Genomic DNA, 12,278 nt, shown 5'->3' on the forward strand with positions numbered 1-12,278 from the left:
AACATGGCACGTTTCTTCATCGATCGCCCGGTGTTCGCCTGGGTGCTGGCGATCTTCATCATCCTGGCCGGCGTGCTGGCGATCCCGCGGCTGGCGGTGGAGCGCTACCCGGCGGTCGCCCCGCCCAGCGTCAGCATCTATGCCAGCTACCCGGGTGCCAGCCCGCAGACGCTGAATGACGCGGTGGTCGGGCTGATCGAGCGCGAGCTGTCCAGCGTCAAGCACCTGCTGTACTTCGAGTCGTCGGTGGACACCTCCGGCGAAGCCTCGATCACCGCCACCTTCAAGCCGGGTACCAACCCGGAGCTGGCGCAGGTGGACGTGCAGAACCGGATCAAGGCGATCGAGCCGCGCCTGCCGCGCAGCGTGCGCCAGAACGGCCTGTTCGTGGAGGCCGCCGATTCCGGCTTCCTGATGCTGGTCGGCCTGCGTTCGCCGGATGCCAGCGTCAGCGAGGCCGCACTGGGCGACTTCATGGCGCGCAACATCATTGAAGAGCTGCGCCGCATCGATGGCGTCGGCCGCGTGCAGCTGTTCGGTGCCGAACAGGCGATGCGCGTGTGGCTGGACCCGACCCGGTTGACCGGCTACGGGCTGACCATGGGTGACGTGGCCGCTGCCATCGAGCAGCAGAACCTGGAGATCTCGCCGGGGCGCATCGGCGATTCGCCGGGTGTGCCGGGCCAGCGCATCACCGTGCCGTTGAGCGCCGATGGCCAGCTGTCCACGCCGGAGCAGTTCGCTGCCATCGTGCTGCGCGCCGGGGCCGACGGCTCGCGGGTGGTGCTGGGCGATGTCGCCCGCGTCGAGCTGGGCGCGCAGAGCTATGCCTGGGGCACCCGCGAAGATGGCCATCCGGCCACTGCCGCCGGCGTGCAGCTGCGCCCGGGCGCGAATGCGGTGCGTACTGCTTCGGCAGTGCGCGAGCGCATGGCAGAGCTGGTGCCGCTGCTGCCGCGCGGCGTGGAGTCGAGCATTCCGTTCGACACCGCACCGTTCGTCAAAATCTCGATCCAGAAGGTGGTGCAGACGCTGCTGGAGGCGATGCTGCTGGTGTTCGCGGTGATGTACCTGTTCCTGCAGAACTGGCGCTACACGCTGATTCCGGCACTGGTCGCACCGATCGCGCTGCTGGGCACCTTCGCGGTGATGCTGGCGCTGGGCTTCTCGATCAACGTGCTGACCATGTTCGGAATGGTGCTGGCAATCGGCATCATTGTCGACGACGCCATCGTGGTGGTCGAAGGCGTGGAACGGATCATGGCCGAGGAGGGCTTGCCGCCGCGCGAGGCGACCATCAAGGCGATGCGTGAGCTGACCGGCGCAGTGATCGGCATCACCCTGGTGCTGACCGCGGTGTTCATCCCGATGGCGTTGGCCAGCGGCTCGGTGGGCGCGATCTACCGCCAGTTCACCGTGGCGATGGCGGTGTCGATCCTGTTCTCGGCGCTGCTGGCATTGAGCCTCACCCCGGCGCTGTGCGCGACGCTGCTGCGCCCGAACACCCATGGCCATCATGGTCGTGGCGGGCTGTTCGGCGCCTTCAATCGTGGCTTCGAGCGGATGACCGGGCGTTACCAGCGTGGAGTGGCGTCGGTGCTGCGGCGGAGCGGGCGGGTCATGGGCGTGTTCGCCGCGCTGGTAGTGGCGCTACTGCTGGGCCTGCACTGGTTGCCGGGCGCCTTCCTGCCGGAAGAGGACCAGGGCTATTTCATGACCTCGATCCAGCTGCCGGCCGAAGCCACCGCCGAACGCACGCTGGCCGTGGTGGAAGCCTACGAACGGCATGTAGCGTCACGCCCGGGCATCGGCTCAAACCAGTCGATCCTCGGCTACAGCTTCTCCGGTTCCGGTCCGAGCGCGGCGCTGACGTACACCATGCTGAAGGACTGGGGCGAGCGTGCAGGCGCTACCGCAGCCGGCGAAGTGGAGGCCGCGCAGAAGGCAATGGCCACGATTGCCGAGGGCGAGGTGATGAGCGTGATGCCGCCGGCCATCGACAGCCTGGGGCGTTCGTCCGGCTTCTCGCTCGCCCTGCAGGCGCGCACCGGGCAGAGCCAGGCAGAGCTGCGCGCTGGGCTGCAGCAGCTGCTGAAGCTGGCCGAGGCCAGCCCGCTGCTGTCGGAGGTGCATGCCGATGGCCTGCCAGCAGGTACCAGCGTGCGGCTGGACATCGACCGTGCCAAGGCTGAGGCGATGGGCGTGGGGTTCGAGCAGATCAGCAGCACGCTGTCGGCGGCGATGGGCTCGCAGTACGTCAACGACTTCCCCAACAAGGGGCGGCTGCAGCAGGTGATCCTGCAGGCAGATGCACCCCACCGGATGGAGCTGGAGGACGTGCTGAAGCTGTACGTGCGCAACAGCGACGGCGGCATGGTGGCGTTGTCGGAACTGGTGACGCCGCACTGGACCGAGGCGCCGCTGCAGCTGCAGCGCTATCTCGGCTTCCCAGCGTTGAACCTGTCCGGCGCACCGGCCTCCGGCGTGTCGACCGGCCAGGCCATGGCGGAGATGGAGCGGTTGGCGGAGAAGCTGCCGTCCGGTTTTGCCCTGCAGTGGACCAGCCAGTCGCTGCAGGAGCGGGAATCGGGGGCGCAGGCGCCGTGGCTGTTGCTGCTGTCGATGCTGGTGGTGTTCCTGGTGCTGGCGGCACTGTACGAGAGCTGGTCGATCCCGCTGGCGGTGATGCTGGTGGTGCCGCTGGGCCTGCTCGGTGCGGTTGCTGCGGTGCTGTTGCGGGGCATGCCCAACGACGTGTTCTTCAAGGTCGGCATGATCACCGTGATCGGGCTGTCGGCGAAGAACGCGATCCTCATCGTCGAGTTCGCGCGCCAGCTGCAGCAGCAGGGTCGCGGCCTGGTTGAAGCAGCGCTGGAGGCGGCGCGGCTGCGCCTGCGGCCGATCGTGATGACCTCGCTCGCGTTCGCGCTGGGCGTGGTGCCGCTGATGCTGGCGCAGGGCGCGTCGAAGGAAACCCAGCAGGCGATTGGAACCGGTGTGTTCGGCGGCATGGTCAGTGCGACGGTGCTGGCGGTGTTCTTCGTGCCGGTCTTCTATGTAGTAGTGCAGGGCGCGCGGCAATGGATCGCGCAACGCCTGCGCAGGCGCCGGCCGATGCCGGAAGGATCCGTGGATGGAACGGGACATCGTTGAAGACCTGCATGAGCGGCAGCTGGCAGCGCTGGAACAGCGCCTGCGGCAGGCATTGCTGGATGACGACCACGATGCGCTGACCGCGCTGGTATCGCCGGCATTGTTCATGATGGACGGGCAGGGCGGGCGCATGCTCGATCTGCCCTGGCTGGGCGACTGGCTGGCCGGAAACCTGCAGGTGCGCAGCCTGCAGTCGTACGCGGTGGAAACGCTGCTGTGCGGGCGCCTGGCATTGTTGTCCAGCGACGTGCGCTTGTCGGTGTGCGGGCGGGGCCAGGAGCGCGAGCTGAAACTGCGCCTGCTGCGGGTGTGGACCTGCAGTTCCGGCGAAAGCGGCGCGCAGCTGTTGTCGATGGCGGTACTGGCCGCATGAGTGCGGTCAGGCCGCTTTCAGGCCCCGCTCACCGACAGGTGGTAGGGTCGAGCCTCTCTGTAGTGTCGACAAGGAGTCGAGCCATGCGTGTAGTTCCCAGTCTGTTGGCAGCCTCCCTCGGGTTGGTGCTGGCCGCGTGCCAGCCGGCCCCGCCGCCTGCTGCAGGCGGCAATGATGCTGCGCCTGCCACGCCGCCGCCGGGCGCCAGCACCGAAGGTGGCAGCGAGACCACCTACCAGTGTGGTGATCTGAGCGTGCGCGCGACCTTCAATGGTGAGGATGCGGCCACGGTGGTGATCGGTGATCGCACCTTCGCCATGACCTCCGAGCGCGCGGCATCCGGCGCCAAGTACGGCGATGGCCAGGGCAACAGCTTCTGGACCAAAGGCAGCGATGACGGCCTGCTGAGCCTCAAGGGCGAGGCGGACCGCGAGTGCCATGCGGTGGAAGCCACCGAGGGCGATGGCAGCGCCGGCAATGCCGCGTTCCGTGCCACCGGCAATGAGCCCGGCTGGCTGGCGGTTGTCGACGGCGACACGCCGGGCCTGCAGGTGGAAGTGGATTACGGTGAGCGTCGTTTCGATGTCGCCAAGCCCACCGAAGGTGCTGACGGATGGAGTGGCAAGGCGTCCGATGGCACCGACGTCAAGCTCAGCTTCCAGCGCACTACCTGCCAGGACGACATGAGTGGCGAGGCGTTCGAGGCCAAGGTGAATCTGACCATCGGCACCCGCCAGTACCACGGCTGCGGCAATTTCGGCGCGAAGCAGCCGTAAGCCATCCGTAGAGCCGAGCTCATGCCCGGCTCTACATCATCGAGGGATCAGCCCTCGCAGGGCTTCAGGTCCAGCTCGAAGTCCAGGTCATAGCGACCGTTGATTCCGATCAGCGCTTCGCGGATCGCACAGTCACCGCGATGACGCGCGATCAGATCGGTGAAGATCTTCTCGCGGCCCTCGCAGTACTTCGCGCCGGCCTCTTCCAGTTCGCGGCGACGCTCGTCGTCGTACGGCTCCTCGCCTGCAAAATGCTGGCAGGTGTTCTCACGTGCGAGGAAGGCCTGGACGTCAGCCGGCATCGAGCAGTAGATGCGCACGTCGTCGACGTCATACACATCTTCCGGGACCGGACAGCCTGCGGCGGCACGTGCTTTGTCCAGCGCCTCATCGCCCGAGGACAGGTCGGCAGAGGGCTCCGCTTCGGCGGTGGCCTCCACGGCGGCCGGTGTCTCCACCGCCGATGCGGCCGTCACCGCCGGTTCGACAGGCGCTGCCTTCGGCGCAGCATCGGCCGTGCTGTCCGCTGCCTGCGGCGAACACGCCGCAAGCAGGGACAGGCAACCGATCAGCGCAAGGCGCTTAGTCGGCACGGCCAGCGAATTCGCCGGTGGCGGTATTCACCAGCACGCGCTCGCCGTTGACGATGTACTCCGGCACCATGATCTCGATGCCGGTGTTGAGCTTGGCCGGCTTCGGGCGCTTGGTGGCGGTACCACCCTTCAGTTCCGGCGGCGTCTCGATCACTTCCAGCACCACCGAGGCCGGCAGCTGGATCGCCACCGGCTGCTCGTCGATCACCTGCACGTAGATGCCGGTCAGGCCGTCGGTGATGTAGCCGGCGTCGTCGCCGATCACGTCCGCGTCCAGGGTGTAGGGGGTGTAGTCCTCGTCATCGAGGAACACGAACGCATCGCCGTCCTTGTACGAATAGGTGGACTGGCGGCGCAGCAGTTCGACTTCGACCAGGTTGTCGTCGGCATCGAAGCTGGCGTCGAGCTTGTTGCCGCCCGGCACGCTGTACATGATGAAGCGGAAGCGGACGTTGCCGCCGCGACCCTGCGGCGAGCTGCGCTCGATGTCGCGGATCTGGTACACGCCGTTGTTGAACTCGACGACGTTGCCCTTCTTGATGTCGTTGGCTTTCATGGTGATCTAGGTCGTTGGGGGAGGGCGCCGTCCCGGCGCCCGGGGGGGGATCACTTCGGAGCGAGGCGGGTAGCGCCGTCCAGGCGGATGGTCTCGCCGTTGAGGTAGGTGTTGCCGAGGATGAAGCCGACGAGGCTGGCGAAGTCTTCCGGCTTGCCCAGGCGCGACGGGAACGGAATCGAGGCCGCCAGCGACTGCTGTACGGCTTCAGGCATGCCGTCGACCATCGGCGTCCAGAACACGCCCGGAGCGATGGTATTGACGCGGATGCCGAAGCGCGACAGTTCGCGTGCCATCGGCAGCGTCATCGACACCACGCCACCCTTGCTGGCGGCATACGCGGCCTGGCCGATCTGGCCTTCATAGGCGGCGATGCTGGCAGTGTTGATGATCACGCCGCGCTCGCCGTCGGTGCCGGCTTCATTGTGCTGCATGCGGTTGGCGGCGGCCTTGGCGACGTTGAAGCTGCCGACCAGGTTGACCATCACCGTGCCCTGGAAGCCGGCCAGCGGCATCGGGCCTTCCTTGCCGAGCACGCGGCCGGCGCCGAGGATGCCGGCGCAGTTCATCGCCACGTTCAGGCCGCCGAGGAAGTCGTGGGCCTGGTCGATGGCCGCAGCCACGGCTGCCTCATCGCTGACGTTGACGTTGAAATAGCGGGCCTTGTCGGCACCCAGCCCGGCAACGGCGGCAGCGCCCTTGTCGTCGTTGAGGTCGAACAGGGCCACCTTGCCGCCCTGGGCGACGAGGTGCTGGGCCACGGCCAGGCCGAGGCCGGAGACGCCGCCAGTGATCACGGCACGTACGGAAGACAGCTGCATTGAACGGTCCTGCAGGTTCGAGAACCGCCGATTCTAACGGAAGCCGCGACCGCCGCTGTTGTGCACTGCGCCGCCCTTGCGGGGCGGCGCAGCGCGGCGGTCAACCGGCGGCGGCCAGCGCCTGTCCGGTGCGACTGGCGGTGGCGCGGCCGAGCAGGCCGGCCAGCCAGCGGCCGGTCTCGGCCAGTGCCGGCAGATCCACGCCGCTGTCCAGGCCCAGGCCCTGCAGCAGGTAGACCACGTCTTCGCTGGCGACGTTGCCGCTGGCGCCCTTCGCGTACGGGCAGCCACCGGCGCCGGAGACGGCACTGTCGACCACGCGCACGCCTTCCTCCAGGCAGGTGGCGATGTTGGCGATGGCCTGGCCGTAGGTGTCGTGGAAGTGCACGGCCAGCGCTTCCATCGGGATCTCGGCGGCCACCGCCTGCAGCATCACCCGTGCCTTGCGCGGGGTGCCGACGCCGATGGTGTCGCCCAGCGAGATTTCGTAACAGCCCATCTGGTGCAGGGTGCGCGCCACCCGCACCACGTCGGCCAGCGGTACGTCGCCCTGGTAGGGGCAGCCGAGCACGGTGGAGACATAGCCGCGTACGCGCATGCCATCGGCGGCGGCACGGCGCAGGATCGGCTCAAAGCGGGCCAGCGACTCGTCGATGCCGGCATTGGTATTGGTGCGGTTGAACGCCTCGGACGCGGCGGTGAATACCGCCACTTCCTCCACGCCCACCGCACGGGCGCGGTCGTAGCCCTGTTCATTCGGCACCAGTACCGGGTAGTGGATGCCCGGCCGGCGCTGGATGCCGGCATAGACCTCGGCGGCGTCGGCCAGCTGCGGAATCCACTTCGGGCTGACGAAGCTGGTCGCCTCGATGCTGCGCAGGCCGGTGGCCGACAGGCGGTTGATCAGTTCGATCTTGTCGGCGGTGGAGACGGACTGTTTTTCGTTCTGCAGGCCGTCACGCGGGCCGACCTCGACAATGCGGACGTAGTCGCTCATGCGGCCTCCCCGGCGGTGGGGCGGTGGCAGACCGCCTCGATGTTGTTGCCATCCGGGTCGAGCACGAAGGCGCCGTAGTAGTCGGGGTGGTACCACGGGCGCAGGCCCGGGGCGCCGTTGTCGCGGCCGCCGGCGGCGAGGGCGGCGGCATGGAAGGCGTCCACCTGGGCGCGGCTGGCGCAGGCGAAGGCCACGTGCACGCCGTGGCTGGCGGTGCCGCCATTGCCGAGCCAGAAGAACGGCTTGCCGTCGCTGCCGAAGCCGATGTGGTCGTGCGCGCCGGTCTGTTCGGCGGTGACTTCCATCACCACGCCGATCTGCAGCGGCGCCAGCGCCTGCAGGAAAAACGTCTTGCTGCGCGCCAGGTCGGCACTGGTCAAACCAAGATGATCGAGCATGTTCAGGCTTCCGTGACCCAGTGGGGCGCGCGCTTGTCGAGGAAGGCGCCGAGGCCTTCCTGGCCCTCGGCGGACACCCGCAGGCGCGCAATCAGGGCGGCATTATCGCGATCCAGGGCATCGCGGTCATGGCTGTCGCGGACCTGTCGCACTAACTGTTTGGCGCTGGAGGACGCGATCGGACCGGCCTTGTCGAGCAATGCCAGCTGGCGCTGCACCGCCTCGTCCAGGCGCTCGGGCTCGACCAGCTGGTGGACCAGGCCGATGCGCAGCGCGGTCTCGCCGTCGAAGTGCTCGCCGGTGGCGAACCAGCGACGGGCCTGGCGCGGGCCGATGGCCTCGATCACATAGGGCGAGATCACCGCCGGCAGCAGGCCGAGGCGGCTTTCGGTCAGGCCGAAACGGGCCGAGGTGCTGGCGATGGCAATGTCGCAGCAGGCAACCAGTCCGACGCCGCCGCCGAAGGCCGCGCCGTGGACCCGGGCCAGGGTCGGCTTGGGCAGCTCGTCCAGGGTGCGCATCAGCCGCGCCAGGGCCAGCGAGTCCTCGCGGTTGTCGGCCTCGCTGGCCGCAGCCATGCCGCGCATCCACTGCATGTCAGCACCGGCCGAGAAGGAGGCGCCGTGGCCGGCCAGTACCACCGCGCGCACCGAATCATCGTGGCCGGCGGCTTCCAGTGCGGCGGTCAGCCGGGCGATCAGCCCGGCGTCAAAGGCGTTGTGCAGCTCCGGCCGGTTCAGCCAGAGCGTGAGGGTGGCGCCGCTGCGCTCGATCTGCGAAGCATCGTTCATGGGATTCCAGGGTCACTCCATACCTGTATGGATCATAGCGGGCCATTGGTCATGGGCCATGACGCGACGCGGGAATGTTAGAATCGAGAACCATTTACATCCAGCAGAGAACACGCTAGATGACGCTGTCCGAACTGCCGCTGCACACCTCGGCCGTGGTCGAGTCCGTGCAGGACCTGCATGCCAACGATGCCATCGCCCGTCGCCTGCGCGAGCTGGGTTTCGTGAAGGGCGAGGAAGTACGCCTGGTGGCCAAGGGTCCGGTGGGGGGCGAACCGCTGCTGGTGCAGGTCGGGTTCACCCGTTTCGCGCTGCGGATCAGTGAAGCCAAGCGGGTCGTGGTCGACGCCGCCAGCCAGGAACGACGCGCATGACCGCCACTGCCACTGCCGCCCCCCTGCGCATCGCGCTGGTCGGTAACCCCAACAGCGGCAAGACCGCACTGTTCAACCAGCTGACCGGCAGCCGCCAGAAGGTCGCCAACTACACCGGCGTCACTGTCGAACGCAAGGAGGGCCGCCTGCGTGCGCCGTCCGGCCGTGAATTCGCGGTGCTCGACCTGCCGGGCGCCTACAGCCTGCATCCGGCCAGCCTGGACGAGGCGATCACCCGCGACCTGTGCCGGGGTTTCTACCCGGGCGAAGCCGCGCCGGACGTGCTGCTGTGCGTGATCGACGCCACCAACCTGCGCCTGCACCTGCGTTTCGCGCTGGAGCTGCGCGAGCTGGGCAAGCCGATGGTGGTGGCGCTGAACATGGTCGACGCGGCCCAGCGCCGTGGCATCCAGGTGGACGTGGCCGCGCTGGAGCGCGAGCTGGGTGTGCCGGTGGTGGAGACCGTGGCGGTGCGCAAGCAGGGTGCCAAGGCCCTGGTCGAGCGCCTCGATGCGATGGTGCCGCACCTGGATGCGCCGGTGCCGGGCCCGGAAGGTGGCATCGACTACCACGCCAAGGTGCGCGAGATCCTGTCGGTGGCCGTGCGCATGCCGGCACGGACCGCGAAGGTCGACGATGCGCTGGACCGCTGGCTGCTGCACCCGGTGTTCGGCCTGATCAGCCTGGCGGTGGTGATGTTCCTGATCTTCCAGGCGGTGTACGCCTGGGCCACGCCGCTGATGGACGCCATCGAGGCCGGTTTCGCCTGGCTCGGCGCCTTCGTCGGCAGCGTGCTGCCGGAAGGGCCGCTGGCCAGCCTGCTGACCGACGGCATCATCGCCGGTGTCGGTGGCGTGGTGGTGTTCCTGCCGCAGATCCTGATCCTGTTCTTCTTCATCCTGGTGCTGGAGGAATCCGGCTACCTGCCGCGTGCGGCGTTCCTGCTCGACCGCATGATGGCCGCCGCCGGCCTGTCCGGCCGCTCGTTCATCCCGCTGCTGTCCAGCTTCGCCTGCGCGGTGCCGGGCATCATGTCCACCCGCAGCATCCAGGACCCGCGTGACCGCCTGGCCACGATCCTGGTGGCGCCGCTGATGACCTGTTCCGCGCGCCTGCCGGTGTACGCGCTGCTGATCGGTGCGTTCATCCCGCAGAAGACGGTGTGGGGCGTGTTCAACCAGCAGGGCCTGGTGCTGTTCGGCCTGTACGCGGCGGGCATCCTCAGCGCGCTGGCGATGTCGTGGATCATGAAGAAGTGGCGCCGCGACAAGAGCGAGCATCCGCTGATGCTGGAGCTGCCCTCGTACCGGCTGCCGCACGTGCGCGACCTGGCGGTGGGCCTGTACGAGCGTGGCATGATCTTCCTCAAGCGCGTCGGCGGCATCATCCTGGCGCTGACCATCCTGTTGTGGGTGCTGCTGTCATTCCCGGCGGCCCCGGCCGGCGCCACGATGCCGGCCATCGACTACAGCTACGCGGGCCAGATTGGCCACGCGATGGCGGTGTTCTTCGCGCCGCTGGGTTTCAACTGGCAGATCTGCATCGCGCTGATCCCGGGCCTGGCCGCGCGCGAAGTGGCGGTGTCCTCGCTGGCCACCGTGTATGCGCTGTCGGCGGCCGATGACGATGCCGCCAGCCAGGCGCTGACCCCGCTGATCAGCGACGGCTGGTCGCTGGCCACCGCGCTGTCGCTGCTGGTCTGGTACATCTACGCCCCGATGTGCATCTCGACGCTGGCCACCATCAAGCGCGAGACCAATTCGTGGAAGACGATGGCCTTCTCGGCGTTCTACCTGTTTGCTGCGGCCTACGTGGCGGCGCTGATCACCTACCAGGTGACCAAGGCGCTGGGAGGCGGCTGATGGATACCGGCCTGCTGCTGCAGTACCTGATCATCGCGGTGGCCGTGCTGGTCAGTGCCTGGGTGGTGCTGAAGAAGCAGTTCCCCGGCACCGTGCGCAAGCTGCGCGGTGCGTTGGCGCTGGCCCTGCTGAAGCCGGGCCGTGCTGCCTGGCTGCAGGCGCTGGGGCGGAAGGTCGCGCCGCCGGCGAGCGGGAGTGGTGGCGCCTGTGGCGGTTGCGACAGCTGCGGGCCGACGAAGAAGTAGCGTCGAGCCATGCTCGACCGCGGCCGCCTGGTGGGTGCGAACCCTCGCCCGGTGGGGGCGAACCTTCGCCCTGTGGGTGCGAACCTTGGTTCGCACGCTCCCCGGGTTCAGACCTCTCTGCGGATGATCGCCCGGAAGCTTCCATCCTGATTCAATCGCCGCACCGATTCCCGGTTTCCATGGGTTGCCGCAAAACCGGCCACGTCGGCAAGGGCAAAGAGCAGCAGGCCTTTCAGCGCGTCGCGGTTGCCGGCCTGCAGCAGATCTTCAAGATCCTGCTGGATGAAGGCCCGGCGCAGGCCTGGCGTCTCTTCGATCCGCCAGTCGACATGGGGCGTGGGAATGCTGGAGCGGTACCTGAAAGCCGTTTCAAGATCGTCAGGCGCGAGGGGGTGCTCGAGCAGCTCTGGAAAGTAGAGTCCAGCATTCACATAGAAGCCCCGGCTTTCGCTCGCGCGTTGGTGATTCACGACAAGCAGTGCGTCATCCAGCAAGCGGTAGCGGGTCGTCGACGTGCCGGCAAAGCCGGTCTTCCTGGCGCACTTGCTGAAGACAGTCGAGGATTTCATGGGCGTTGCCTGGGCCGGAAGACGGGCCCACAGCCTTGAGGTGCAGTGCCTGGCGGTCAATTGGCAAACGCGACACGCGCAAACGAGCGCCCCAGGTGGGGGCGAATCTTCCAGGTGGGTGGGAACCCTCGCCCCAGGTGGGTGCGAACCTTGGTTCGCACGCCTTGCCCATGGCCTGAATCTACCGAGCCCGTGCTCCCAGCTCCGCTGCCAGCGCCAGCCACTTGCTGGGTTGTGCCGGAGTACTGCTGCGCACCGCGCCCACGCGGCTGACCCGCACCGGGCGGATGCCGCAGAACTCCAGGATGGTGGCGCGGATCTGGCTGATGCCCGGGTCGCGGTAGATCCAGCGGTAGTACCAGGGAGGTGTATCCAGCGTGGTGATCACCCGCGCGCTGCGCCCGGCCAGCAGCCGGTCCCACCACACCGAATCGCGCCGGTAGCGGAAGGCGTAGCCCGGCAACAGCACGCGGTCGAAGAAGCCCTTCAGCAGGGCCGGCATCGCGCCCCACCAGGTGGGGTAGACCAGGACCAGGTGATCGCAGGCCTCGATCGCATCGGCGGCATCCAGCAGATCGGCTTCCAGTGTCTGGATCCGGCGGTAGCCGTGGCGCAGCACCGGGTCGAATTCAAGGTCGCCCAATGCGATCAGGCGCACCCGGTGGCCGGCGTTTTCGGCGGCGGTGGCATAGCGCTGGGCGAGGGCGCCGCACAGGCTGTTACGGTCAGGATGGCCGAGCAGGATCAGGATGGAGCGGGACACGGCAACC

The 12,278-nt window shown here is 67.9% G+C and carries 14 protein-coding genes; 6 read left to right on the forward strand and 8 right to left on the reverse strand.

What is annotated here, in order from left to right; all coding sequences use genetic code 11:
• Nucleotides 1-3 precede the first annotated feature (3 nt).
• The 3 genes from AC13GF_RS14910 to AC13GF_RS14920 all read left to right on the forward strand — a co-directional run bounded on the left by AC13GF_RS14910 (nucleotide 4) and on the right by AC13GF_RS14920 (nucleotide 4,302).
• Nucleotides 4-3,153 (forward strand): multidrug efflux RND transporter permease subunit, encoded by a 3,150-nt coding sequence (locus AC13GF_RS14910; RefSeq protein ID WP_483005124.1) that lies wholly within the window; start codon nucleotides 4-6, stop codon nucleotides 3,151-3,153.
• On the forward strand, nucleotides 3,134-3,526 hold the full coding sequence (locus AC13GF_RS14915) for a nuclear transport factor 2 family protein (protein ID WP_483005125.1): 393 nt from the start codon (nucleotides 3,134-3,136) through the stop codon (nucleotides 3,524-3,526). The genes AC13GF_RS14910 and AC13GF_RS14915 overlap by 20 nt, the downstream gene beginning before the upstream one ends.
• Before the next feature lie 83 nt (nucleotides 3,527-3,609).
• Entirely contained in the window at nucleotides 3,610-4,302 is a 693-nt protein-coding gene (locus AC13GF_RS14920) for a COG3650 family protein (protein ID WP_483005126.1), read from the forward strand.
• Between the two features lie 47 nt (nucleotides 4,303-4,349).
• Here the strand turns inward: AC13GF_RS14920 and AC13GF_RS14925 are convergent, their stop codons facing one another.
• The 6 genes from AC13GF_RS14925 to AC13GF_RS14950 form a co-directional block, all read right to left on the reverse strand.
• Entirely contained in the window at nucleotides 4,350-4,895 is a 546-nt protein-coding gene (locus AC13GF_RS14925; protein ID WP_483005127.1) for a hypothetical protein, read from the reverse strand.
• Nucleotides 4,885-5,451, reverse strand: a complete 567-nt coding sequence (yeiP, locus tag AC13GF_RS14930) for an elongation factor P-like protein YeiP (protein WP_006363947.1) — start codon at nucleotides 5,449-5,451, stop codon at nucleotides 4,885-4,887. The genes AC13GF_RS14925 and yeiP overlap by 11 nt, the downstream gene beginning before the upstream one ends.
• A 50-nt stretch (nucleotides 5,452-5,501) precedes the next feature.
• Nucleotides 5,502-6,272 carry an SDR family oxidoreductase gene (locus AC13GF_RS14935; RefSeq protein ID WP_043399005.1) on the reverse strand — a complete coding sequence of 257 codons (771 nt, stop codon included), beginning with the start codon at nucleotides 6,270-6,272 and terminating at the stop codon, nucleotides 5,502-5,504.
• A 100-nt stretch (nucleotides 6,273-6,372) separates the two neighbouring features.
• Nucleotides 6,373-7,269: a hydroxymethylglutaryl-CoA lyase gene (locus AC13GF_RS14940; RefSeq protein ID WP_483005128.1), complete on the reverse strand. Its 897-nt coding sequence runs from the start codon at nucleotides 7,267-7,269 to the stop codon at nucleotides 6,373-6,375.
• Nucleotides 7,266-7,667, reverse strand: a complete 402-nt coding sequence (locus tag AC13GF_RS14945) for a VOC family protein (RefSeq protein ID WP_483005129.1) — start codon at nucleotides 7,665-7,667, stop codon at nucleotides 7,266-7,268. The genes AC13GF_RS14940 and AC13GF_RS14945 overlap by 4 nt, the downstream gene beginning before the upstream one ends.
• Nucleotides 7,668-7,669: 2 nt before the next feature.
• On the reverse strand, nucleotides 7,670-8,458 hold the full coding sequence (locus tag AC13GF_RS14950; protein ID WP_483005130.1) for an enoyl-CoA hydratase/isomerase family protein: 789 nt from the start codon (nucleotides 8,456-8,458) through the stop codon (nucleotides 7,670-7,672).
• Nucleotides 8,459-8,577: 119 nt separating this feature from the next.
• On the opposite strand from AC13GF_RS14950, the gene AC13GF_RS14955 reads away from it, so the two are divergent.
• The 3 genes from AC13GF_RS14955 to AC13GF_RS14965 are packed head-to-tail and all read left to right on the forward strand — an operon-like array spanning nucleotide 8,578 to nucleotide 10,939.
• Complete coding sequence (locus AC13GF_RS14955) at nucleotides 8,578-8,832, forward strand: FeoA family protein (RefSeq protein WP_005409473.1); 255 nt, start codon at nucleotides 8,578-8,580, stop codon at nucleotides 8,830-8,832.
• Nucleotides 8,829-10,694, forward strand: coding sequence for a ferrous iron transport protein B (gene feoB, locus AC13GF_RS14960; protein ID WP_483005131.1), 1,866 nt, complete (start codon nucleotides 8,829-8,831; stop codon nucleotides 10,692-10,694). Before AC13GF_RS14955 ends, feoB begins: the two co-directional genes overlap by 4 nt.
• Entirely contained in the window at nucleotides 10,694-10,939 is a 246-nt protein-coding gene (locus AC13GF_RS14965) for a DUF6587 family protein (protein WP_483005132.1), read from the forward strand. The genes feoB and AC13GF_RS14965 overlap by 1 nt, the downstream gene beginning before the upstream one ends.
• Before the next feature lie 107 nt (nucleotides 10,940-11,046).
• On the opposite strand, the gene AC13GF_RS14970 is transcribed toward AC13GF_RS14965, so the two are convergent.
• Together AC13GF_RS14970 and AC13GF_RS14975 are read right to left on the reverse strand one after the other, a co-directional pair.
• Complete coding sequence (locus AC13GF_RS14970; protein WP_483005133.1) at nucleotides 11,047-11,508, reverse strand: DUF4304 domain-containing protein; 462 nt, start codon at nucleotides 11,506-11,508, stop codon at nucleotides 11,047-11,049.
• Nucleotides 11,509-11,689: 181 nt separating this feature from the next.
• On the reverse strand, nucleotides 11,690-12,271 hold the full coding sequence (locus AC13GF_RS14975; RefSeq protein WP_483005134.1) for an NAD(P)H-dependent oxidoreductase: 582 nt from the start codon (nucleotides 12,269-12,271) through the stop codon (nucleotides 11,690-11,692).
• Between the last annotated feature and the right edge of the window lie 7 nt (nucleotides 12,272-12,278).

The sequence above is a fragment of the Stenotrophomonas sp. 22LJNL06-5-1 genome (assembly GCF_056861455.1).

Excerpts from the sequence above, each read along its gene's own strand:
- AC13GF_RS14910 (WP_483005124.1), top strand. The coding sequence starts at position 4 with ATGGCACGTTTCTTCATCGATCGCCCGGTGTTCGCCTGGGTGCTGGCG.
- AC13GF_RS14915 (WP_483005125.1), top strand. The coding sequence starts at position 3,134 with ATGGAACGGGACATCGTTGAAGACCTGCATGAGCGGCAGCTGGCAGCG.
- yeiP (WP_006363947.1), bottom strand. The coding sequence starts at position 5,451 with ATGAAAGCCAACGACATCAAGAAGGGCAACGTCGTCGAGTTCAACAAC.
- AC13GF_RS14965 (WP_483005132.1), top strand. The coding sequence starts at position 10,694 with ATGGATACCGGCCTGCTGCTGCAGTACCTGATCATCGCGGTGGCCGTG.
- feoB (WP_483005131.1), top strand. The coding sequence starts at position 8,829 with ATGACCGCCACTGCCACTGCCGCCCCCCTGCGCATCGCGCTGGTCGGT.
- AC13GF_RS14935 (WP_043399005.1), bottom strand. The coding sequence starts at position 6,272 with ATGCAGCTGTCTTCCGTACGTGCCGTGATCACTGGCGGCGTCTCCGGC.
- AC13GF_RS14920 (WP_483005126.1), top strand. The coding sequence starts at position 3,610 with ATGCGTGTAGTTCCCAGTCTGTTGGCAGCCTCCCTCGGGTTGGTGCTG.
- AC13GF_RS14940 (WP_483005128.1), bottom strand. The coding sequence starts at position 7,269 with ATGAGCGACTACGTCCGCATTGTCGAGGTCGGCCCGCGTGACGGCCTG.
- AC13GF_RS14950 (WP_483005130.1), bottom strand. The coding sequence starts at position 8,458 with ATGAACGATGCTTCGCAGATCGAGCGCAGCGGCGCCACCCTCACGCTC.
- AC13GF_RS14955 (WP_005409473.1), top strand. The coding sequence starts at position 8,578 with ATGACGCTGTCCGAACTGCCGCTGCACACCTCGGCCGTGGTCGAGTCC.
- AC13GF_RS14970 (WP_483005133.1), bottom strand. The coding sequence starts at position 11,508 with ATGAAATCCTCGACTGTCTTCAGCAAGTGCGCCAGGAAGACCGGCTTT.
- AC13GF_RS14945 (WP_483005129.1), bottom strand. The coding sequence starts at position 7,667 with ATGCTCGATCATCTTGGTTTGACCAGTGCCGACCTGGCGCGCAGCAAG.